This is a genomic window from Mesorhizobium delmotii (genome assembly GCF_900149755.1).
In the GTDB taxonomy this organism is placed as follows: Bacteria; Pseudomonadota; Alphaproteobacteria; order Rhizobiales; family Rhizobiaceae; genus Mesorhizobium; species Mesorhizobium delmotii.
Map to the genome: position 1 here is coordinate 1 of NZ_FUIG01000020.1, position 22,288 is coordinate 22,288.

Annotated in this window: 23 protein-coding genes; 14 read left to right on the top strand and 9 right to left on the bottom strand. The window is 62.3% G+C overall.

Going from position 1 to position 22,288, the window contains the following annotated elements; all coding sequences use genetic code 11:
• Window positions 1-385 precede the first annotated feature (385 nt).
• From BQ8482_RS12005 to BQ8482_RS12015, 3 genes are all read left to right on the top strand, one after another.
• Window positions 386-1,090 (top strand): gamma-glutamylcyclotransferase, encoded by a 705-nt coding sequence (locus BQ8482_RS12005; protein WP_244602761.1) that lies wholly within the window; start codon window positions 386-388, stop codon window positions 1,088-1,090.
• Between the two features lie 425 nt (window positions 1,091-1,515).
• A complete protein-coding gene (locus BQ8482_RS12010; protein WP_208867661.1) occupies window positions 1,516-2,310 on the top strand; it encodes a methyltransferase domain-containing protein in 795 nt (264 codons plus the stop codon).
• Between the two features lie 241 nt (window positions 2,311-2,551).
• The gene (locus BQ8482_RS12015) at window positions 2,552-3,145 is read left to right on the top strand and encodes a tyrosine-type recombinase/integrase (protein ID WP_123147836.1); all 594 of its coding nucleotides are present in this window, start codon (window positions 2,552-2,554) and stop codon (window positions 3,143-3,145) included.
• Window positions 3,146-3,285: 140 nt separating this feature from the next.
• Here the strand turns inward: BQ8482_RS12015 and BQ8482_RS12020 are convergent, their stop codons facing one another.
• The 4 genes from BQ8482_RS12020 to BQ8482_RS12035 form a co-directional block, all read right to left on the bottom strand.
• Window positions 3,286-5,070, bottom strand: coding sequence for an adenylate/guanylate cyclase domain-containing protein (locus tag BQ8482_RS12020; protein WP_123147837.1), 1,785 nt, complete (start codon window positions 5,068-5,070; stop codon window positions 3,286-3,288).
• Between the two features lie 442 nt (window positions 5,071-5,512).
• Window positions 5,513-6,388, bottom strand: a complete 876-nt coding sequence (locus BQ8482_RS12025) for an alpha/beta fold hydrolase (RefSeq protein ID WP_244602762.1) — start codon at window positions 6,386-6,388, stop codon at window positions 5,513-5,515.
• A gap of 99 nt (window positions 6,389-6,487) precedes the next feature.
• Entirely contained in the window at window positions 6,488-8,050 is a 1,563-nt protein-coding gene (locus tag BQ8482_RS39160) for a bifunctional AfsR/SARP family transcriptional regulator/alpha/beta hydrolase (RefSeq protein ID WP_244602763.1), read from the bottom strand.
• A 105-nt stretch (window positions 8,051-8,155) separates the two neighbouring features.
• Window positions 8,156-9,274, bottom strand: coding sequence for a nucleotidyltransferase family protein (locus BQ8482_RS12035; RefSeq protein ID WP_123147838.1), 1,119 nt, complete (start codon window positions 9,272-9,274; stop codon window positions 8,156-8,158).
• A 246-nt stretch (window positions 9,275-9,520) separates the two neighbouring features.
• Between BQ8482_RS12035 and BQ8482_RS12040 the strand changes: the two genes are divergently transcribed.
• The 6 genes from BQ8482_RS12040 to BQ8482_RS12065 all read left to right on the top strand — a co-directional run bounded on the left by BQ8482_RS12040 (window position 9,521) and on the right by BQ8482_RS12065 (window position 15,978).
• Window positions 9,521-10,510: a TIM barrel protein gene (locus tag BQ8482_RS12040; RefSeq protein WP_123147839.1), complete on the top strand. Its 990-nt coding sequence runs from the start codon at window positions 9,521-9,523 to the stop codon at window positions 10,508-10,510.
• A 39-nt stretch (window positions 10,511-10,549) separates the two neighbouring features.
• Window positions 10,550-11,608, top strand: a complete 1,059-nt coding sequence (locus BQ8482_RS12045; protein WP_123147840.1) for a sugar ABC transporter substrate-binding protein — start codon at window positions 10,550-10,552, stop codon at window positions 11,606-11,608.
• 67 nt (window positions 11,609-11,675) lie between these two features.
• The gene (locus tag BQ8482_RS12050; protein WP_123147841.1) at window positions 11,676-13,208 is read left to right on the top strand and encodes a sugar ABC transporter ATP-binding protein; all 1,533 of its coding nucleotides are present in this window, start codon (window positions 11,676-11,678) and stop codon (window positions 13,206-13,208) included.
• 16 nt (window positions 13,209-13,224) lie between these two features.
• A complete protein-coding gene (locus BQ8482_RS12055; protein WP_165848528.1) occupies window positions 13,225-14,202 on the top strand; it encodes an ABC transporter permease in 978 nt (325 codons plus the stop codon).
• Window positions 14,199-15,074, top strand: a complete 876-nt coding sequence (locus BQ8482_RS12060; RefSeq protein WP_123147842.1) for a MurR/RpiR family transcriptional regulator — start codon at window positions 14,199-14,201, stop codon at window positions 15,072-15,074. Before BQ8482_RS12055 ends, BQ8482_RS12060 begins: the two co-directional genes overlap by 4 nt.
• Window positions 15,075-15,087: 13 nt before the next feature.
• Window positions 15,088-15,978, top strand: coding sequence for a ribokinase (locus tag BQ8482_RS12065; protein ID WP_123147843.1), 891 nt, complete (start codon window positions 15,088-15,090; stop codon window positions 15,976-15,978).
• 314 nt (window positions 15,979-16,292) lie between these two features.
• Here BQ8482_RS12065 and BQ8482_RS12070 read toward each other — a convergent pair whose 3' ends face one another.
• Both BQ8482_RS12070 and BQ8482_RS12075 read right to left on the bottom strand, forming a co-directional pair.
• Window positions 16,293-16,829 (bottom strand): Hsp20/alpha crystallin family protein, encoded by a 537-nt coding sequence (locus tag BQ8482_RS12070; RefSeq protein WP_123147844.1) that lies wholly within the window; start codon window positions 16,827-16,829, stop codon window positions 16,293-16,295.
• A 58-nt stretch (window positions 16,830-16,887) separates the two neighbouring features.
• Window positions 16,888-17,352 carry an Hsp20 family protein gene (locus BQ8482_RS12075; protein ID WP_123147876.1) on the bottom strand — a complete coding sequence of 155 codons (465 nt, stop codon included), beginning with the start codon at window positions 17,350-17,352 and terminating at the stop codon, window positions 16,888-16,890.
• Between the two features lie 232 nt (window positions 17,353-17,584).
• On the opposite strand from BQ8482_RS12075, the gene BQ8482_RS12080 reads away from it, so the two are divergent.
• Together BQ8482_RS12080 and BQ8482_RS12085 are read left to right on the top strand one after the other, a co-directional pair.
• Complete coding sequence (locus tag BQ8482_RS12080; protein WP_425294096.1) at window positions 17,585-17,803, top strand: hypothetical protein; 219 nt, start codon at window positions 17,585-17,587, stop codon at window positions 17,801-17,803.
• Between the two features lie 171 nt (window positions 17,804-17,974).
• Window positions 17,975-18,232, top strand: a complete 258-nt coding sequence (locus tag BQ8482_RS12085) for a DUF982 domain-containing protein (RefSeq protein WP_123147845.1) — start codon at window positions 17,975-17,977, stop codon at window positions 18,230-18,232.
• Between the two features lie 98 nt (window positions 18,233-18,330).
• On the opposite strand, the gene BQ8482_RS12090 is transcribed toward BQ8482_RS12085, so the two are convergent.
• Window positions 18,331-18,600: an usg protein gene (locus BQ8482_RS12090; protein WP_123147846.1), complete on the bottom strand. Its 270-nt coding sequence runs from the start codon at window positions 18,598-18,600 to the stop codon at window positions 18,331-18,333.
• Window positions 18,601-18,623: 23 nt separating this feature from the next.
• On the bottom strand, window positions 18,624-18,956 hold the full coding sequence (locus tag BQ8482_RS12095; RefSeq protein ID WP_244602764.1) for a hypothetical protein: 333 nt from the start codon (window positions 18,954-18,956) through the stop codon (window positions 18,624-18,626).
• 353 nt (window positions 18,957-19,309) lie between these two features.
• Here BQ8482_RS12095 and BQ8482_RS12100 point away from each other — a divergent pair, with 353 nt between their 5' ends.
• The 3 genes from BQ8482_RS12100 to BQ8482_RS12110 are packed head-to-tail and all read left to right on the top strand — an operon-like array spanning window position 19,310 to window position 21,604.
• Window positions 19,310-19,624, top strand: a complete 315-nt coding sequence (locus BQ8482_RS12100) for a co-chaperone GroES (protein WP_095493216.1) — start codon at window positions 19,310-19,312, stop codon at window positions 19,622-19,624.
• Window positions 19,625-19,682: 58 nt separating this feature from the next.
• Window positions 19,683-21,314, top strand: coding sequence for a chaperonin GroEL (gene groL / locus BQ8482_RS12105; RefSeq protein WP_123147847.1), 1,632 nt, complete (start codon window positions 19,683-19,685; stop codon window positions 21,312-21,314).
• Between the two features lie 26 nt (window positions 21,315-21,340).
• Entirely contained in the window at window positions 21,341-21,604 is a 264-nt protein-coding gene (locus tag BQ8482_RS12110) for a hypothetical protein (RefSeq protein WP_123147848.1), read from the top strand.
• Window positions 21,605-21,747: 143 nt separating this feature from the next.
• On the opposite strand, the gene BQ8482_RS12115 is transcribed toward BQ8482_RS12110, so the two are convergent.
• Window positions 21,748-22,245 carry a GNAT family N-acetyltransferase gene (locus tag BQ8482_RS12115; RefSeq protein WP_123147849.1) on the bottom strand — a complete coding sequence of 166 codons (498 nt, stop codon included), beginning with the start codon at window positions 22,243-22,245 and terminating at the stop codon, window positions 21,748-21,750.
• Between the last annotated feature and the right edge of the window lie 43 nt (window positions 22,246-22,288).

Below are 22,288 nucleotides of genomic sequence, written 5' to 3' on the forward strand. Positions count from 1 at the left end.
CTGAGCGGAAAGACAAGCCACTCTCCATCGCTGGGCGGCTGACCGTAGTCCCAGCAGCGCTGTACGGCGCAAGTGCAATTGTCGATGCGTTTGGCATTGTGATCACGGTCGCAATTCGACTTTTCATCCGGTCATCTTCGCAGCGTTCTTGTTCGTCGCGGCCGTGCCGTAGGGACCTCTCGGTTCACGATGTCGCCTTGGCTATGCGAAGCACTTCGGCGAAACGAATGTCGAGAAACGCCCGGAACGCGACTTCCGCGAGGGTGAACGCAAAGGTCTTAATATGGCGCATTCACGCCGTGCGCCGGTTCGTATCTTGCAACGCCCGTAGCATCTGCCAAGGATACGCGATCCTGATCCGATGGAGCACGGGATGCCGAGCCAAATGAGAAAGCTGACCTTGACCGCGGACCATGTCGCGCGGGTCCACAAGGTCGTTCAGGATCAGGGTTTGACGCCAGGTGCCGAGCTACACACCGATGCCGACTACGACAGCTGGGTCAAGCAAATGATCCGAACTCATCCGGCCCCGAAAGCACCGACCCGCCTTTTTGCCTACGGTTCGTTGATCTGGAAGCCGGAGATCGAGCATATCGGAGAGCAGCTAGGCGCTGCTCGGGGTTGGCATCGGGCTTTCTGCTTCCGTATGACCCGTTTTCGGGGTACGCCAGAGCAGCCCGGCCTTATGATGGCCCTCGATCGTGGAGGGCAATGCCGGGGCGTCCTGTACGACCTTCCCAGGGACAATCTCGAAAGCCAATTCGGCAAACTCTTTCGACGCGAATTCACCTACAAGCCGGCCAACAGCATGCCCCGGTGGATCACGGTCGAGACCGCTTCTGGAGCCATTCCGGCATTGACCTTTGTCATGAACCGCGCCTCGCCGCTCTATGCCGGCCGCCAGTCGCTCGAAGCGGTTGCCGACGTCCTGGCCCGGGCCTGCGGTCATTGGGGCACCGGGGCCGAGTACTTGCTCAACACGGTTTCTCACCTCGAATCAAAGGGCATACGTGACAGCAACCTCTGGCGGCTTCAACGCCTTGTGGCGGAGCGGATCGAGGGAAACCCAACGGAGCGGAATGTCCTTTGAGCCCGACGGAGCGGTCATTGCCCACATCTCGCCAAAGCGTCCGCAGTGAGGCGGATCGCGGCGTTCGTCACGTCGAACGCCAAGGTCAGGAGTTGGCGCAACCTTCCTGTTCGACAACCGGAAGAATAGACCCGAGGCAGTCATTCGCCAACCGATCACCAGACGTCTGCAAAGGGTTGAAGGCGGTCACAGCTGATGGCTGCCGTAGACGGCGGATGTGCGCCAAACCTTTGCATTCGCGAACGGCATTGCGCAATGAACGGTGGTTCGCCAGAATGGCAAGGTCGCATCATGCGTAAGGCCCAAGCGGGCTGTGCTTGTTGAACCCACGATCGCGCTGTCGCATTCTCGCAAATAATTGATCGACGCCTCACTGCCGCACACTCACCAGAGAGGAATGCGCCTTGACACACCCAGACAAGTATTTGCTCGGGCGCGGCGAAGCAGAAGAGACACGGCTCAAGCGCCAGATCGCCAATCTGGCGCCGGATTCCGACGCTCAATTCGACAATATCGGGATCAAGCCAGGTGAACGCCTCGTCGACCTTGGCTGTGGTCCGGGTGGTGTCTTGCACCTGCTGGGTAAACGTGTCGGCTCGACCGGATCGGTCCTTGGCATCGAACGCAGCCAGCACTTTGTCGAACAGGCGAGGCGTTTTGTGGCTGACCACGGGCTCTCGCAGGTCGAGGTTCGTGAAGGCGATGCGTACGACACGCGCTTGCCGCGAGCGTCATTCGACGGTGCTCACATGCGGCTGGTTCTCGTCAACGTCCCGGAGCCCGAGCGCATCGTTCGCGAGATGGTGTCACTGGTGCGTCCCGGCGGCTGGGTGGCAAGTTTCGAGGCGGACTTTCTCGCCCTCATCTGCGACCCTCCGCTGCCCGCGTGGACCAGTCTCCTCGACGCCTACAAAGCCTATTCGGCAGCGCAGGGAATCGATCTCTTCGTAGGCCGACGCATCCACCGACTGTTTCGGGACGCAGGGGTCGTGGAAATCCGCGTCGATGCGGTCGTCCATGTTTATCCACCGGGCCATGAGCGGCGAACGATCCTGCGGGACTTCATCAACAATGTTCGTGACAAACTGATTGACGGCGGCTTCGTCGAGCGCGGCGACCTCGATCGCGATTTAGCCGCTCTCGAAAATCACCTGGCCAGCCCAGAAACGCTGGTGACCTCGAACGTGTTCTTTCGACTTTCTGGCCGAGTCCCGCGCTAAATGAGTGAGCCTTCAGCTTTTCCGCCGAAATGCCTGCAGGGGGTCCCGATCGCGACCTTCGCTGCATCACTGGCGAAGGTCGTGAAATGGCGCAGTGCGTCTGTTGAGTCCTTGACCTCGCGACGGTCCGAAGCCGGTGGCAATCAGGTCAAATCCTTTGAGGCGAGCTGAGATCGGGCGGTAAAGTTCGCTGGCTCAATGCGAGCGCTGCGGCTGCGGAGGGCGGCATGGGAGAAGAACCATGCCCTGGAACGGAAACCATATCGTTGGTCAGAAGCCTCCTCTCAAACCGCATGAGGTCTGGAGCATTCGAGCCCGGCTGCAAGTGTCGGGCGCGATAAGGGACTTGGCACTTTTCGATCTTGCCATCGACAGCAAGCTTCGAGGTTGCGACTTGGTCGCCATCACAGTCGGAGATATCGCAATTTCCGGCTCTGTCCGCGATCGGGCCGTGATCATTCAGCGGAAGACCGGGCGACCGGTGCAATTCGAGATCACAGAGCAAACGCGGGCCGCCGTCGGTGCCTGGATAGCACGCTGCCAACTCACCGAACGAGATTACCTGTTCCCAAGTCGCGCTCGGGCAAAACCGCATATCTCGACAAGGCAGTACGGGAGAATTGTCGACAAATGGGTTTCCTGCATCGGACTGGACCCGAAGCGATATGGCACGCACTCGATGAGACGCACGAAGGTTTCGCAAATCTACAAGAAGACTGGCAACATCCGCGCCGTGCAGTTGCTCCTGGGGCATACCAAGCTTGAGAGCACTGTCCGGTATCTCGGCATCGAAGTCGACGACGCCTTGGCCATTTCCGAACAGGTCGAATTGTAGAGGAACATGGAGCGTCGCCGTGTAAGCGGCGCTCCATGACGCGACCTGCTCGTTCCAATCGACAAGACGAAGGGCGAGGTTCCACGCCGTTGCGGACGCTCGTTCGCAGAAGGCGTTCGGTGAAGTTTGACCCGATGCCGTCATTCACGAAGTCCCGCCGCCCTAAGGACGTTGATCACCCGCTCAAGATCGTCAGCCCTCATGTAGCGCTCGGAACGACGCAGATTCTTTACGCCAAAGCCTGGATTGCGGCGACGAAGCGTTGCAATGGCTGCGGCAGCCTGGCTTTCGTGGCCGAAGAAGGCCCGTACGATCGCGAGATTGGTGTAGCCGTACGGATCGGTGGGAAGCCGGCGGACATATTCCTCGGCCAGACGGATCGCTTCGCTCTCGTTCTCGCCAACCCAGGCGTAACCGAGCGCCAAATTGTAGGGTTGCCAATCGATATGATAGGGGCTGAGCCGCATCGCCTCGGTCAACGCTTCGATTCCCTTGTGCGCTTGGCCAGCGAAAATGCAGACCTGCCCAAGGCAGCCGAGCACCCAAGTGTCGCTCGGCGAAAGGGCCATAGCTTGCTCCATTTCGCTGATCGCGGTGTCGTGCTCGTTGCGAATGAACGCGACGTAGCCCCTCAGGTAGTGGACGCCGCTTTCGCGGTCTCCCAGATTTTCCAGGCGCCTGACCACATCCTCCGCTCGCCCAAGGGCAATCTCCATCGGGACCTCCAGCACATAGCGCGCCTCCCACCAATGCGTTATTCCGAGCAGCGTCAGGGCGCCGCCATAGTCAGGGTCGATGGCGATCGCTTCCTCGAACAGGCGTCGCGCTGCCAGAACGTTGGTTCTGTCCATTTCGTCCAAGTACTTGCGTCCCTCGACGAATTTCGCCCAGGCCGAAAGACTGGTCGTCTTGCCCTCCCACAAGCGCGCAAGTTCACCCACCGTGAGTTTGACCTGCAGGGCCAGGGCGATGTTGCGCGTGATATCGTCCTGGACCCTGAAGATGTCGCCGAGTTCGCCGTCGTAGCGCTCGGCCCACAGATGGCGACCGCTTGCCCCTTCGACCAGCTGCGCTGTGACACGAACCCGATCGCTGGCAGCCCGAACACTGCCCTCCAGCATATATTTGACGCGAAGCTCCTCGGCCGCTCTCGTCACGCTGACCGCTCGGCCCTTGTAGGCGAAGGTGCTATTGCGCGCGACCACGAACAGATTCGGGATGCGCGATAAGGCCGTGATAATCTCCTCGGTAATCCCATCGGCAAAGAACTCGAGTTCCCGGTCGCTGCTCATGTTGTTGAACGCGAGCACGGCAATGGAGGGCTTATCAGGAACGGGCGACAACGCCGAAGGTTCTTCCGTGTGGCTCTCCGCTGGTATCGGCGGCTTCACCTGTGCGAGGACTCCGACCTGAAGCGAATAGACTCGAATCGGCTCAGCGATGTTTTTGAGTTGAGTCGCGCCCAGATCGGTTGCAGGGAGATCGAGTCTCGCTCTCACCTGGCGGTAGGCGTCTTCCGAAAGACAGATCGCGCCTGGCTTCGCGATTCCTTCCAATCGAGCGGCGATATTAACGCCGTCGCCCATGAGATCACCGTCGCCCTCCTCGACCACATCGCCTAAATGGATGCCGATGCGGAATTCGATGCGGCGCTCGGGTGGCAGGCCAGCGTTCCGCTCGACCATGCCATTCTGCACCTCAATGGCGCAGCGAACGGCATCAACAACGCTGCGGAACTCAACGAGGCTTCCGTCTCCGGTGCGTTTGACCATGCGGCCATTATGCACGGCAATAGTCGGATCGATCAGATCGCTGCGCAGCGTCCGCAGCCGCGCTAAGATGCGATCCTCGTCCACGCCAGCCAGGCGGCTGTAGCCGACCACATCCGCGACCAGGATCGCTGCGATTTTCCGCGTCTCGGTCATAGCACCGGTTCCCCTCGAGGCAGACTAGCATAAAGTCCCTGCCGATGCTCCCAAGCTCGATTATCTTCGCGAAAAGAGCCGCCCAGCAGCCCTCGGCCGAAGTCAAGGTAGGACCTTCTCGATGGGCCAATCTGTAGGTCCGGAAATGGCGCTAACTGCACGTTCCGGGAACGAGAAATTCGGAGGCCGTCCACTGACCCGGCTCGTAGCCAAATCGCATAAGATGGCTATCTGGAGCTGGCGCGTAGTCAACAGCAATGCAGCCATTTGAGGGCGAGCCCTAACTCGAAACCAGCGTGACGACTGATATCTTTCCTCGGATAACGCGCCTGATGTCCGAGGTTATGCAACAATTTGCCCGCCTCGCAATGCGCCGCCAATAGCAGTCATGACTGCCTGGTCCGATTGAGCACAAGCCTTGGCGCGAAATGTCAGCTATCAGCTATGATGTCGTCGCTTTGCGCACGAAGTCGGCGAGTTCGCGGTTGAAACGAGAGGAGTCCTCGATGAAGGGTGCGTGTCCGGTCTCGGGGTACCAGGAAGCGGTGCTCGTCGGACATGTCTTGAGGATGTGATCGCCCATTGCCGGGAGGACCACCGTGTCGCTGCGGCCCTGAGTCATAAGGACAGGTCTCTCTAACATGGTCAGAACGTCGTCGGAGTTGATCGCGCGCGTGACAAGCGCAGCCCGGACTCTTGGCGCCACAACGATGTTCCAGCACAGGGCCACCTCGTATTCGTCTCTCGGTAGCGGTCGCGCGGTGCAGCCCTGCACGAAGTCGCGAATGGCCTGGACGTTGGAGGGGAAGTCGTCGCCTGCGGTCGCGCCCGGCACGTGATCGAGAAAGCCGGGGCCGATCAAAACGCCGAACGCGGCCCTGTCAAGCGATACAGCCGCACCGACGAAGTTGATCCCGGCAATCGCATCCTGGCCGTAAGCGCGAACATAGTCACAGATGATGAAGCCCGCATAAGACCACCCAACGAGAACGGGCCGGTTCAGGCCGAGCTGGCCGACGATGGCCGCAATATCGTCCGCCCATGGCTTGGGCTCCGTGTACTGCTGCTGTGCCTCGGGCGCTTCCGACATGCCATGGCCGCGAAGATCGAAGGCGACGAGGCGAAACGCGTCCGCAAGCTCACTCTCGTACTGTTTGCGCCAGCAAAGGTGGTTCTGCGACCACCCGTGAATGAAGAGGATGGCTGGTGCATCAGCTTTGCCCCATTCGCGCACATGCAGCTTCACGCCGCCGCCGCCGATGACAGAATGAATCTTCATCTCGATCCTCCATTTGCTGACCACGGCGCCGATGATCACCGGTCTGCGTTGGAAGGAGTGTTGTTGCTGGCGTTAGAAAAGGGCGGCCGAAGCGTTGAAATTTGCCGGCTGGAGAGAAGAACCCGCCGAGCCGATCCGTCACTCGGGTCCGGCCATGAAGGATCTGACTTCACGCAGGAAATCGGCGAAGGCAGGCTCGTCGCCGAGGAGGATATGATTTGCGCTGTTGAGGTCGACGAAGCGCGCCCCCGGTATGCCGGCCGCGAGCACCTTGCCTTCGTCGAATGGAACCACGGCATCGTTCCTGGCATGCAGCACCAGCGTCGGAACGCTCACCTCTCCCAGCATCGCCGAAACGTCTATGTCGCCGAAAGTGGAGTGAAGCAGGCTGGCGTTGAGCGGCGATGTGGTCTGCCTCTGAAGATCGTTGAACCAAGCCATCTGCTCGCGGCTGGCACCCGGAATGAATGCCTCGGTGAACAGCTGGCGGAACGCGGCATTGTCTTTGCCCCATCCTTCACGGATCAGGGTGGTCATGGCTTCATGGGTATCGAGCTGGTGGGTGTCGCCGCGCTTTCGCCGGCCCCTTGCATAGCCGCCGTAGAGAATGAGGCGCGACACGCGCTCGCGGTGCCGGAGGACATAGGCGATCGATACCGCACAACTTTGCGAGACACCGAGCAGCGGGAAACGGTCCAGGCCGCTTGCGTCGGCAACGCTTTCCAGATCAGTGACCATGGCGTTGAAGGAGAAGTCGCCGACGTTCCAGTCGGAGAGGCCGTTGCCGCGCTTATCGTAGCGGATCAGCGTATTCCTGCTCGAAAGCTGATCGATCCAGTGTCGCCACACCGGGCTTTCCCATTCGTATTGCAGATGCGACATCCAGTGCGCCGCGCGAAGCAGCGGCGGGCCGTCGCCCGAAACCGCGTAGGCGATCCGGACGCCATCGGGGCTCCTGCAATAATGTATCTCCTGGGAACGCCGGTGCTCATTTTGGCCGCCACCCGGAGCGGGACGGCCGGCTTCACCTGATGCCTGTTGCCCGGCTTGCTCGCTGACCGTTCGCAGTTGCGTTGCGCGCTCTCGAGCCGAAGCCTCGAGTGATCGTATCTCCAGTGAAACCTGCTTGTTGGCCCGGTCCAGAGACTGTAGTGTTTCGGCATAGGAAAGGGCCCGTTCAGGTTCGCAGCGCAGCCGCTCGACAAGCGCCTGCAGGATCATCGATCTGGTGCGATCCAGTGCGTCGCCGTGGAATGTGCGCCAAGCCTCGAACACCGGGCAGCGCGGCAGTTCCAGATCTTCGAGGAACTGCCCCCGGAACATGGCAGCCAGGGTTTCCAGGCGTGAGGTGTCGAGAAAGCGTATCTCGTTCGCCGTCATGTGGGCGACTTGCAGCAAATCGACATCAAGCTTGGCGGTGTCGAAAAGCACGCTCTCTCGATCGGCCTTCAGGCAGCCCTCGTCACCGTTCTGGTTGATGATGTGCCTTAGCTTCGAGAGACTCCATCTCAGCGAAGCTCTTGGATCGTCAGGCACCTCCCAGAACATTCGGCACAAATAATCGCGCCGCTGACGCCGGTTCGCCACCACTAGGTAGGCGAGCAGAGCGCGCGTTTTCTTCGACGGTGGCAGCGCGATCTCCCGGGCGTCCCGCAGGACCACCAATTCGCCGAGCACCTTGATCTTCAGTGGGCCCTTCATTTGCGACGCCGATCGCTTGCAAGCAATTTTACCCGCGATACTGCTCTGTGTAAATTTACTTGATGGTCGGCGCCTACTGCCCGGAACCTTACTATTCGCGAGGCGCTATCGTTTCGGCGCGGTCGCCACGTCTTCAAGGTCGAATTCCGAAGGGTCTCTTTCCAGTTTTCGAATAGCGCGGGCCAGCGCCGGCAGGACGGTTTCGCGCGCGCCCTTGTCAACCTGGGATAGACTCCTGCGTATGGCATCCTTCCAGGCCGGGCCGCGGTCGTAAGCCTCCATGAAAGCATCGGCCAGGTCTTCCGACTGCCGTTGTTCGATCATGGCTTCCATGATGGTTGCAGCCTGCATCTTGTCCTTGCGGCTCTTGGCGGTGCCGTCGCTGTCCGTCCGACGGCGGCTGGCGACGATGAGTTTGTGGATGGCGTACCGTTCGGGCGACGGCACGTTCACCGGCACGCCGGCACCGTGAAGGAGAACGGCCCGGATCGGCTCGTATATCAGGAAATCGAGAAACCGCAGGGGCTGCGCCGACGCGCCACCAAGCGCGGGCATGGTTGTTGGACGACCCTCGTAGTCGGCCGAACCGGTGTTCGGAGTCAGGAATTCGACCTTGTATCCGGAGCGGGAAGAATATTGCGTGGTGAAGCGGCCGTCAGCCTGGTGCGGAATCTCCCGGAAAGTCGGGTCGACTTTCCTCAACGTATCGAGCACGGGTGGCATCTTGTCATCGACGGCCGTCGAGATCGAATGAAACTGCGCAAAATCGGCATCTCCCGTGACCATCGACGTACTGGGCAGGCGAACGCCAAGGACGGCTGGATAGCATTGATAGGCGACGGTACCGACCAAGACGCCACGAAGCCTGAAGAAACCGGCTTCGGCGAGCGCCTGGACAATGTCGCCGGTCTTCCTTTCCGGCCGTGGCAGGTAGGCCTCGCGAATGAGTGTCGAAACCAGTTTTCGCCGCTCTTTGATGTCGGCTTTCAGGTCCTTGAAGTTTTCGACCCTCCTGGTGATTTCGGGATCGTCGACGGGGCCGACATATGTGCGTGTTTTGCCGCCGTCAGGGTTCGGCAGGTCGAGATACCAGTAACGGCGGCCTTTCACCTCGGCTGTGACAAAGCGGCCGCCGACGTTGAATTCCGTCGAGAACGAGGCATCCAGCGACCGCTGCGCCAGCTCGGAATAGAGCGTCTGGTATGTGTGGGGAATCTGCTGCATATGAGTTGTTACCGTTTTCGCGAAAAGGGTAATAACACAATTTCGTCGCCACCGTCATCATAAATTGTTACCGCTTTCGCGAAAGCGGTAACAACTGCGCTCAAGGCATCCCTGGATGCGGGTCAAATCGCGCGCCAGCAGTTCGTCTCTTCCCAGGCCCCCGGCTCCCACGATTGAATTAAACAGTGCTCTCTACTTTACAAGTAAATTAAAATATGTGAAGTTATGTCCACCAAAGGATCACCCATGACAGCCAATCGTTTCGCCACACGCCTGAATTCCTTTGCCTCGCGGCCACAGGCCGAATGGCCGGATCTTGTCGGCAAGCCGTCCATGCTGCAGATGGCGGCGCGTGCGGCGAAGGTTGCGGGGCTGACCGACCTCGACCTCAACTTTCCCGATCATGTCGATGAAAAACGTGCGGAAATGGCGCAAAAGCTCGGCGATCTCGGCCTTTCCGTCAATGGCTTCGCTATGCGCTACTACTCCAATCCGGCCTTCAAGCTCGGCGCCTTCACCAATCCGGATCCGGCAGTTCGCCGCGAAGCCATCGACCTGACCAAGGCCGGCATTGATGCCGCGCGTGAGGCCGGCACCAATCTGATGACGCTGTGGCTCGGGCAGGATGGCTTCGACTATGCCTTCCAGGCCGATTATGCGGCGCTCTGGCAACACGAGATCGATGGAATTCGTGAAGTAACAGCGCATGACCCCGATTGCCAGATCAGCCTGGAATACAAGCCCAACGAGCCGCGCTCCTACAGCCTGATGCCTGACGCGGCGACGACATTGCTGGCGATCCGCGAGATCGGACTGCCCAATCTCGGCGTGACGCTTGATTTCGCCCATGTGCTCTATGCCGACGAGCAGCCGGCCTTTGCCGCAGCACTCGTCGCGCGCCACAGCAAGCTCTTGGGCGTGCATCTCAACGACGGCTACGCCAAGCGCGACGACGGCCTGATGGTCGGCGCGGTGCACACGCTGCAGACGATCGAGCTGCTCAGGCAGATCCGCCGCGACGGCTACGCCGGCGCCATCTACTTCGACACGTTTCCCGACATGACCGGGCTCGATCCGGTCCACGAATGCGAAGTCAACATCGCCACAGTCAAACGCATGCTGCGCGTCGTCGAGCGGTTGGAAAAGGACAACCGCCTGTCCACCGCCGTCGATCGTCAGGACGCGGTCGCGTCGCAGGCCATCATTCAGGAAGCAATGCTCGGGCCGGACAGCTGACGCGGGCGCCATCAACGTTTCAACAAGGGAGGAAAGACCATGAAATTTCTGCTTGCCACCGCTGCCGCTGGCCTGATGGCGCTGTCCATAGGCTCGGCCTTTTCCGCGGACCTCGCGCCGCTCAATTCCGATACCGAGAAGGATCGCATCGACTGGTCGCAGCTCGAGGCCAAGTTCGGAGCGTTTCCCAAGCTGCCCGACGGTACCAAGGCGGGCGCCGTCTCCAAGACGCTGACCAACGAATACTGGCGCTCGCTGGGTGAGGGCTACAAGTCGTTCGGCGACCGCGTCGCCGTTCCGGTCGTCTACCAGGCGGCGCAGAGCGAGGGCGACCAGCTCGGCCAGCTCACCATCGCCGAAGGCCTGGTCACACAGGGTTACAACGTGCTTCTCGTCTCGCCGCAGACCGACTCCAACCTGCAGCCGATCATGGAACAGGCCAAGGCCGCCAACGTGCCGGTGGTCAACGTCAATGACGCGGTCATCCCGCAGGCCGAGCACTATGTCGGCAATGTCCAGCGCGACAATGGCGTGCGCGTCGCCAAATGGTTCATCGAGAACCGGCCGGATGGCGGCAAGGTCGCCATCGTCGAAGGCCAGGCCGGCGTCTATGCCGCCGTGCAACGCACCGACGGCTTCAAGACCACGATCACCGAGGCCGGGAAGTTCGAGGTCGTCGCCAGCGTCCCCGGCAACTGGGATCGCCAGACCTCTTACGACGCGGCCACCAACATCCTGCAGCAGCACCCCGACCTGATCGGCTTCTATGCCAACAATGACGGCATGGCGCTGGGCATCGTCGAGGCGGTCAAGGCCGCCGGCTTGCAGGACAAGGTCGCCGTCTTTGGCACCGACGGCATCTCCGACGCCTATGCCTCGATCCGCGCCGGCGAGCTGACCGGCACCGTCGATAGTTTCCCGGTGCTGACCGGCGAGGTGGCGCTGGAATCGGCGCTGCGACTGGTGGCCGGACAGAAGCTGCCGCGCGTCGTCGCCACGCCGCAGGCGCTGATCACCAAGGACAATGCCGACCGCTATTCCGGCGCCGGCGACGCCGTGCGCAAGGCGCTGCTCGAGGACGCGGCGGCGGGCAACTAAGGGCACAAGGGCGGGTGCCGGCAAGAGCATCGTGCTCTGCCGGCACTTTGCCTGGAGAACCGAAGCAATGTCAGTTATCCCCCGGTTGCAATTCGAGGGCATTTCCAAGGAGTTTCCCGCCGTGCGGGCGCTGAGCGATGTGTCCTTTTCGGTCGGCGTCGGCGAAATCCATGGCCTGCTCGGTGAGAATGGCGCCGGCAAATCGACGCTGCTGCGCATCCTGTCGGGGGTCTACAGGCCGACAGCCGGAAGCGTGCTGATCGACGGCAGACCGGTGACGCTGAACAATCCGGTCGCGGCGCGTGCCGCGGGCGTCGCCATGATCCATCAGGAATTGCAGCAGGTGCCGCAGCTCAGCGTCGCCCAGAACATGTTCCTCGGCCATCCGCTGACGCGCGGCGGCATCTTCGTCGCACGGCGCGAGCAGGAGCGTCGCGCTGCGGAAGCCCTCGCCGCCCTCGATCCGACGATCGATCCGGCAGTCCCGCTCGGCAACCTGAAGGTCGCGCAGCGGCAGATCGTCGAGATCGCCCGGGCGCTGCTCGATCGGGCGCGCATCGTGGCGATGGACGAGCCGACATCGAGCCTGACGCCGAGCGAGTTCGAGCGGCTGGCCGAAGTCATTGCCGGACTGGCGCGCGACGGTGTCGCGGTCGTCTATGTCTCGCACAAGCTGGACGAGGTGTTCGGCAGCTGCCAACGCGCCACAATCATGCGCGACGGCGTCGTGGTCGAAACCGTTGATCTGACAAAGCTGTCGGAAAAAGCCGTCGTTTCGATGATGGTCGGCCGCGAGCTTGCCCAGGAACAGCACCGCTCGCACGCCTCAACCGACGTCAGGCTGAGCGTGCGTTGCCTCGCCTCGGCAACCAAGGTCCATGACGTCTCGTTCGACCTGCATCGCGGCGAGGTGCTGGGCATTGCCGGCCTGGTCGGCTCGGGCCGCACCGAACTGCTGCGGCTGCTGGCCGGCGCCGACCGCGCCTCATCAGGCACGGTCGACATCGACGGCAAGGCGATCAAACTTTCCAATCCGCGCGACGCTATCGCCGCCGGCATCGGCCTGGTGCCGGAGGAGCGCAAGCGCGAAGGCATCGTGCCGTTACGGTCGATCTCCAGCAATATGGCGCTGGCGTCGATGGGCGTGTTCGCACCGCGCGGCGTCATCGATCACACTAGGCTGAAGCGGGTCGCGGCTGAGAAGATGAAGCGGGTCAATCTCAGGCCATTCCTGCTCGACCGGCCGATCCGGCTGTTCAGCGGCGGCAACCAGCAGAAGGCGATCATCGGCCGCTGGCTGGCGGCGGGAACGCGCATCCTTTTGTTCGACGAGCCGACGCGCGGCATCGATGTCGGCGCCAAGGCGGAGATCTATCATTTGATCGAGGAGCTCGCCGCCGAAGGCCATTCGGTCGTCGTCGTGTCGTCCGAGCTTCCCGAGGTGATCCGGCTCGCCGACCGCGTGCTGGTCATGCGCGACGGCACTGTCGCGGCCGAACTTGACCGGGCCGATCTCAACGAACAGGCGATCGCGGCGCACGCCATACCCCAATCGGAGACTCAGGCCGGCAAGGCGCAAGGCCATCGGGCCGGTGCATAACGGACAGGACCAGCGGATGACTGATATAACCGAACACACAGCAGCGCGCCCAAGGGCTGAATTCCTGCACCGGTTTTCCGTGCGCGACGCCGGCACGCTGATCGGTCTGGTCGTGATCCTCGCCGTCTTCGGTGCGCTGGTCCCGGGCTTCTTTGCCGAGCGCAACCTGATCAACATCCTGCAGCAGTCGAGCATCAATGCCTGCCTGGCCTTGGGCATGACGCTGGTGATCATCTCGGGCGGCATCGATCTGTCGGTCGGGCCGACGGCGGCCCTTTCGGCCGTCATCTCGGCCTCGATGCTGGTTGCCGGCGTGCCGTTTCCGCTGGCCATCGCCGCCGGCTTCGCCATCGGCCTGGTCTGCGGGCTGCTCAACGGCGTGCTGGTCGCCTATGTCGGACTGCAGCCTTTCATCGTCACGCTGGGCACGCTCAGCACCTACCGGGCGCTGGCGCTGATCTATACCGGCGGCAATCCGGTGCTCGGCCTGCCTGCCGGCTTCCGCGCCATCTTCAACGGTTCGCTGTTCGGGCTGCCATTGGCGGTCATCATCGTGGCCGTGGTCGCGCTGATCGCCTGGATCATCCTCAAGAAGACGCCGTTCGGCGAATATCTGCTCGCCGTCGGCGGCAATGAGGAGGCCGCCTACATAGCCGGCGTGCCGATCGCCCGCACCAAGATCGCCGCCTACATGATTTCGGGTCTGCTGGCGGCCCTTGCCGCGCAGATCCTGATCGGCCGCCTGGGTGCCGCCGAGCCCATTCTCGGCAATCTCTGGGAACTCGATGCGATTGCCGCGGCGGCCATCGGCGGCGCCTCGCTGATGGGCGGCAAGGGCAGCGTCGTCGGCACCATCCTGGGCGCCGTCATCCTCGGCACCATGCGCAACGGCCTGACGCTGATGAATGTCCAGTCCTTCTATCAGCTCCTGGCAACTGGTCTTATAATCCTCGCCGCGATGCTTATCGATCGCGTGACGAGGGGACGTGGATGACCTTGACCAGCCTGGATCTGAAAGCAGTAGGACCGCGGATCCGCATGATGATGCCGCATTTGACGCCGCTCGAGGCGAAGGTGGTGGAAACCGTCTTCGGACGGCGCGGCTTCGACGAGACCATTCCGCTCAAGCAGATCGCCGAAGAGGCCGGCGTGTCGGAGGCGATGGTGGTCAAGATCGCCAAGAAGCTGGGTTTTTCCGGCTATCGCGACTTCCGCACCGCGGTCTATGAGTATAGCCGCCTGCCGACCGCCGAAATGCACCAGGAGCTGTCGGCAGACGACAGTTCGGCCGAGATCGTCCAAAAAGTGTTCCGCACCTCCATCCAGGCGCTGGAGGAAACGCTGGCGATCCTCGACATGGACGATTTCGACCGCGCCGCCGATCTTCTCTACCGCGCCAAGAACCGGGATTTCTATGGCGTCGGCGGTTCGGCGCAGATCGCGCGCGACGTCTCGCACAAATTCCTGCGCATCGGCATCCGCGCATCGGTCTACGACGATTCGCACATGATGCTGATGTCGGCCTCGCTGCTCGGCGCCGACGACATCGCGGTCGGCTTCTCGCATTCGGGCAATACCAGCGCCGTTATCGATGCCATCCATCTCGCCCGCAAGAGCGGGGCGCGGACGCTGGCGATCACCAACTACGACAACTCGCCGCTGGCCGCCGTTGCAGACATCGTGCTGTGCTCGACAGCGCAGGGCTCGCCGCTGATGGGCGAGAACGCGGCGGCGCGCATCGCCCAGCTCAACATTCTCGACGCGCTGTTCGTCGCGGTGGCGCAGCGCGACTATCAGGCGGCGGAGCGCAATCTCGGCCGCACCATGTCGGCGGTGACGTCGAAACGCCGGGACAAGGGCTCATGAAAGATTGGGGTACATGACGGCTCCGCTGGTCACCGTGTTCGGCAGCCTGCATTACGACATCATGGTCGGGGCGCCTGACCGCCCGCGCAAGGGCGAAACGGTGACCGGCCATGCCTGGCAGCCGAAATGCGGCGGCAAGGGCGGCAACCAGGCAGTGTCGGTGGCGCGAGCCGGCGTGGGCTCGGCGATGATCGGCGCCGTCGGCGATGACGATTTCGGCCGCGTGCTTCTCGACAATCTCTACCGCTGCGGCGTCGACAGCCGCTTCGTGCGGGTCGCGGCTGGCGCCGGCTCCGGCATGAGCGTGGCGATTTTCGACGACGGCGGCGATTATGGCGCGGTGATCGTGTCAGGCAGCAATCTCACCTTGGGCAAGAAAGACGTCGCGGAAGCTACTGATGTGATTGCGCAAACGTCGGTTCTGCTGCTGCAGAACGAGGTGCCGGAAGCCGCCAACATTGCCGCGGCGCGGGCGGTGAAGGCGCATGGCGGTCGCGTCGTGCTCAACGCGGCACCCGCCCGAAAACTGTCCGGCGAACTGATCGCACTCACCGATATCGTCATCGTCAACGCCATCGAGGCGGAATTCCTGGCCGGCATTCCGGTCGTCGACACGCTCGAGGGTGCTGCCGAGGCGGCACGCATGCTGATCAAATCCTACCCGGCCGCGATCGTCACGGCCGGCGGCGAGGGCGTTGCCTATTGCGACCGCGACGGCCAGGCATTTGCACTGGCGGCCATCCCGGTGAAGGTCGTCAGCACCCATGGCGCCGGCGACGAGTTCGTCGGCGCGTTCGCGGCAGGCCTTGCCCGCGGGCATCAGGTCGAGGCCGCCCTCGCCGCCGCCAACGCCGCCGCGGCTTTGCTGGTCGCCACGCCGGAACGCGAGCGCGAGGCGATCTGAGACGGATGGCCGCCTCCGCCCGTGATCGTAACAGGCGACAACAAGCGGATGGCGAGGACTTTTCGCTCGGCTCCGACAGGCCGATAAAGTTCAACAATTGATACGAAAGCCCGCCACCCTTTCGGATGACGGGCTTCCGTAGCCTGGGCGCCAGGAACGCCACGGTAGCGACGCTGCTACTAAATGCTCCGTAGATACTCAATATGCGGCCTTCGCGCCGTCAGGCGCATCGGCCAAACAAATGAAGCCCACGCCTTTGGCGGAGAGCGCGGGCCTGCGCAGCCGGGCGCTTGCGCGTCCGGCTGCCGATGTCGTCAGTGCTTGCTCTTGCCGGGGCTGGCGGCACCGCCACTGATGGCGATGCGCTTGGCTTTCGACTGTGCGCGCTCCGTCTTGGGCAGCGTCACGGTGAGCACGCCGTTATGGAAGGCGGCATTCACCTTGTCCTCCTCGACCTCGTAGCCGAGCGGGATGCGGCGCTCGAAGCGGCCGTAGAACCGCTCGGAGAACTGCCTGTCCTTGTCCTCGGTCTCGGAGCGCTTCTCGCCGCGCAGCGTCAGCACACCGTCATCGAGCATCACCTCGACGTCCTTTTCGTCCATGCCGGGAATTTCCGCGGTCACGCGGATCTCCTTCTCGCCGTCGGCGATTTCGACGCTCGGCCAGCTGCCGCGCGCCGACGAAAATCCGCTGAGCGAAGGCATGCGCGTTTCGAAGCCGCGGAACGCGTCGTCGATCAGGCGGTTCATCTCGCGATGCAACGCCATGAACGGGTCGCGCTCCTCGTCACGATAGAAGCTGGGAACCGGACTGTTCTCCCGGCCCCAGGGTATGAGATCACGAATAGCCATTGCTGTTCTCCTTTCTCGACTGGTTGCGCCAAAGGCGAACGCCAGAGATCGCCTTCGCTCAGGCGGCCTGCTTCGGCTTCTCGGCCTGCCCGGCCTTCCGCGCGTCGTCGTCCTTGGCGATCGCGATGCGACGCGGCTTCATCTCCTCGGGCACTTCGCGCACGAGGTCGATCGTCAGCAGGCCGTTGTTGAGCGAGGCGCCGGTGACCGTCATGTGATCGGCAAGCTCGAAGCGCCGTGTGAACGGTCGCACCGGAAGGCCGCGATGGAGATATTCCACCTCGTCCTGTTCCTTGCGCTCGCCCGAGACGATTAGAAGGTTCGGCTCGTGGCTGATGTCGAGATCGTTCTCGGAAAAGCCGGCGACGGCGATCCTCACGCGATAGGTGTTCTCGTCGCTTCGCTCGATGTCATAAGGCGGCCAGGTTTCGACTGCCTGAGGCGCGTTTTCCAGCAGGGTGAAGATACGGTCGAAACCGATGCTCGACCGATAGAGCGGGGAAAAGTCGAATGCGGTTCTCATAGCTACATCCTCCATGGAGCAACATAGTACGAGGGACGCCAAAGAGCTTGGCGCTCCCTGGGTTCTGCCGGTCCCGTTCGGCAACCGGCAATTTGGATTTGGTTATTGTCAGGCCGAAATCAAGACCCAGATTCTGTCCCGCAGCCAGATTTTTTTGTTGCCAGATTGTACTGGTAATGCCGGTTTCAACCGTCATTTGAGGGTCGCGCCGGCACGCCGCATGGAGGATATCATGACCATGACACGCGACGACATCATTTCGGTGCTGGGCCCGGTGGACGACGCCATCATCGCCGACATCGCCTCGACCGGCGCGACGATCGAAGAGTTGCGCGAGGCCTTTGCCTGGGTCGGCGCCGATGAGGCGCTGGTGAATGAGGGCCGCCCTCTGCCGTCGGCAAGGGTGGCGACGCTGATCGGGCTTCTCGAACCGCCGGACGACGACATATAGCCGGCCGTTAAGTCGGCAGGGGCAGGGGTCTGGGGCAACCAGGGCTGGAGACGGGGAGGTCTTGAAGCGCGCAGGCAGACGAACCATCTCGTCCATCGGCGCCGATCGGGCTGCCTCCTGCTTAATCGAGGATGCTACTTGCTCTGAAAAAACAGAAAGAAGGAGGAAGTGATGAACGACGTCCCATTTTCCGAGCCGATCACGCTCAAGCTCCAATCCGTCGGAGAGCGCAAAGTCGGCAGCAGCTGGGAAGCCATCGAATGCATGCAGCAATGGCCGGACCGGGCGCGCGGCCGGAACTGGCGCGCAGCCTACCGCGCCTGCCGCGACGCGCTCGACGGCTGGCGCACCGCCCGCGAGGCTCGCACTGCCTTCGTCAAGGCGGCTCGCACGGCCGGACTGCTTGTCACGGGGCGTAAATCCACCTGAATATCAATCCACCTGAACGCCAATGAACCTGAAGCCGGGGCGGACGCGCTGTGCTGCAGAGGCGGCGCCTTTCATGAAAAGCGCCGCCCCTCCCTGTCTCACTGCAGCGTAATAACACCGTCCACCGCCCGCCATTCGGAGGGCTGGATCAGACGGTGATGGGCGACGCGCACGGAATGCAGCGGGCCTTCGATCTCACGTTCCCAAAATTCGAGGAAATGCTTCAGAGTCGGGAAATCCGGGGCGATGTCGTATTCCTGCCAGATGAAGAGCTGCAGCAGGTCCCGGTAGTCGGGAAGACGATAATGAATCTCCGCCGTCGTCAGGCCAAAACCCTGCATCTGGAGCTGGAACTCGTTGCTGACCATGCACGTCTCCTTTCTGTCGTAAATCAGGCGCCGACGCCGTGGGGCCCGCCGTGGCGGCTTCGGCCGGCGCCGGCGCCCTGAGATGGACCTGCGCCATCGAGTGCCTGCAGCGCGTCCATGATCTCTTCAAAAGCGATTGGAGCTTTGGCGCCGGGCGGCTTGCGCAGCGCCGGCATGGATTCGACCGCGTAGGCATCGGAGGCCCATGACGACAGGATCGCGCGCTTTTCACCGACGTCCAGCGTCGCGTCGGCCAGCACGTCCTGTGGACGATCGAAATGCCGCGCCGGATCGAGCAGCCGGCCAAGATCGGTGTCTTGCGGTGCAATGGAAGTGATGGGGACATCGCGTTCCATCGCCTTCCTCCGAATGGAAAAACGCCTCCGCTTCCTCATCGGTTCCGGCCGCTGGCAGGCGGTGCCGGGATTGACAACGATGTCGGAATCTTGCGGCGTGATTTCAAGCCGCATCCGTCGTTTCAAATCCTAGAATAGCGCCATTATTACAGTGCGTTATTACGGTGCGTTGGCACTCGACAACGGCGAGTGCCAAAATATTTTCGGCGTCCTCTTGAAAGGCTGGATAGGCAGACTAATTCGATATGCGCGTGATGCCTGAGCAGGGGTCGCGCACCGTCGCATCGGCCGTTGTACCGGTCGGCTGCGAAGGGAGGTCCAAGAAAATCTGTTTGTCCTATGAGGAGAACGACATGGCGTTCCGTCCATTGCATGACCGTATCCTGGTCCGCCGCATCGAGGTCGATGAGAAGACCGCCGGCGGCATCATCATTCCCGACACTGCCAAGGAAAAGCCGCAGGAAGGCGAGGTGATCGCCGCCGGGCCCGGGGCGCGTGACGATAGCGGCCAGCTGCAGCCGCTCGACGTCAAGGTCGGCGACCGCATCCTGTTCGGCAAGTGGTCGGGCACCGAGATCAAGCTCAACGGCGAGGACCTGCTCATCATGAAGGAAAGCGACGTGCTGGGCGTGATCGAATCGACCGACAAGATGCAGAAGGCCGCCTGAGCGGGGCCTGGACAAGCAATCAGTCAACGAAAAGCTGCCTATTTGAAGGAGTTATCCAATGGCTGCCAAGGATGTGAAATTCCATACCGAAGCCCGCGAGAAGATGTTGCGCGGCGTCGATATCCTCGCCAATGCGGTGAAGGTGACGCTCGGTCCCAAGGGCCGCAACGTCATCCTCGACAAGTCATTCGGCGCCCCGCGCATTACCAAGGACGGCGTTACCGTCGCAAAGGAAATCGAGCTTGAGGACAAGTTCGAGAACATGGGCGCGCAGATGGTGCGCGAGGTGGCGTCGAAGACAAGCGACGTCGCCGGCGACGGCACAACGACCGCGACCGTTCTGGCTCAGTCGATCGTCCAGGAAGGCGCCAAGGCAGTTGCCGCCGGCATGAATCCGATGGACCTGAAGCGCGGCATCGACAAGGCGGTCGACGCCATCGTCGCTGAACTCAAGGCCAATGCCCGCAAGGTGACCCGGAACGACGAGATCGCCCAGGTCGGCGCCATCTCGGCCAATGGCGATGCCGAGATCGGCCGCTTCCTCGCCGAAGCGATGGAAAAGGTCGGCAATGAGGGCGTCATCACGGTCGAGGAGGCCAAGACCGCCGAGACTGAGCTGGAAGTGGTCGAGGGCATGCAATTCGATCGCGGCTATCTCAGCCCCTATTTCATCACCAACCAGGACAAGATGCGTGTCGAGCTCGAAGAGCCCTATGTGCTGATCCACGAGAAGAAGCTGTCCAACCTGCAGGCCATGCTTCCGGTGCTCGAAGCCGCAGTGCAATCGAGCAAGCCGCTGCTGATCATTGCCGAGGATGTCGAAGGCGAGGCGCTGGCGACGCTGGTCGTCAACAAGCTGCGCGGTGGCCTGAAGGTTGCCGCCGTCAAGGCGCCGGGTTTTGGTGACCGCCGCAAGGCGATGCTGGAAGACATTGCCATCCTGACCGGCGGCACGGCAATCAGCGAGGATCTCGGCATCAAGCTCGAAAACGTCACATTGGAGATGCTCGGCCGCGCCAAGAAGGTGCTGATCGAGAAGGAGAACACCACCATCGTCGACGGTGCCGGCCGCAAGGATGAAATCCAGGCGCGCATCAGCCAGATCAAGGCGCAGATCGAGGAGACCACCTCCGACTACGACCGTGAGAAGCTGCAGGAGCGGCTGGCCAAGCTCGCCGGCGGCGTCGCCGTCATCCGCGTCGGTGGCTCGACCGAGGTCGAGGTCAGGGAGCGCAAGGACCGCGTCGACGACGCCATGCACGCCACCCGCGCTGCGGTCGAGGAAGGCATACTGCCCGGCGGCGGCGTGGCGCTGCTCAGGGCGGCGAAGGCGCTCGACAATGTCGCCGTCGACAATCCCGACCAGAAGACCGGCGTCGAGATCGTGCGTCGGGCCATCGAACAGCCGGTGCGCCAGATCGCCGAGAATGCCGGCGCCGAGGGTTCGATCATTGTCGGCAAGCTGCGCGAGAAGACCGAATTCGGCTATGGCTGGAACGCCCAGACCAATGAGTTCGGCGACCTCTACGGGCAGGGCGTGATCGACCCGGCCAAGGTGGTGCGCGCCGCTCTCCAGGACGCCGCGTCGGTGGCCGGCCTGCTGGTGACCACCGAGGCGATGGTGGCTGAGAAGCCGAAGAAGGAAGCGGCCGCTCCGGCGATGCCTGCCGGTGCCGGCATGGATTACTGACGCCAGGCTTCTAAGGACAAACGGCCGTGCCCGCCGACGCGAAGGCGGGCACGGCCTTGCCCGGATCATATGCAGGTGTTGCCATGGACATGATGAACAGTTTTGGAAAGATCGCGGCGCCGACCCTTTCCAAGACCGATTTCAACTATGAAACGGAGTGCAAGACGGCGCTGGCGCCGCTTGTCGACGGATTGCTGGACGCGGTCGAGTCGGCCGGCTGGGACCGTCGCAAGGCGGCCTATACGTTGATGTTCCTGTCGGCTCAGCGATTGGGAGCCGGCAAGGAGTAGACGGCGCGCGACCTTCATGGCCCGCCGCAACGATCTTCTTGCACCGCAGACGAATGGGACGGTCGCGAGCGGTGCGTTCGCAGCGCGTTAATGCTCCGGCCTGAGTGGAAGACGAAGCGCGCCGAGCGCAGGAACACGCGCGCCTAAGCTCGTGGCAAGGGCCTGCGCATGATGAACGACGCATGGCCTTCCGCGCCGTGGGACGAAGGCCTGCGCTCGACCACTTCGAACCCGTGCTTGCGATAAAAGGCCAGCGCCCGGTCGTTCCCCTCGATCACTTCAAGCGCGATGCTGGGAATTCCCGAATGAGCGGCAAGGACGGCGTGCAGCATATCGGCGGCCAGCCCTGTGCCGAACTCGCTGTTGTCGATGTGGAGCCGGTCGAGCATGACGTTGCCGGTTTCATCCATCTCGGCCATCGCGTAGCCGGCGATAGAGCCGTCCGGCCGTTCCGCAACGAAAGACATCTTGTTGTCGTCTGCCAGTTCCGCCGCGATCTTCTGCGGCGCGTGGTAGTCGTCCGAGATGCGTGCCGTGGTCTCGGCACCGATGATTGGCGAGTAGGTCCGGCGCCAGGACTCTCCAAGGAGCCGCGACACCGACGGCACGTCCCGTTCGGTCATGGCCCTGATTTGAGTCATCGCTACCTCCCCGGCAGTTTATTGCATCGCATCCTTCGCGCCT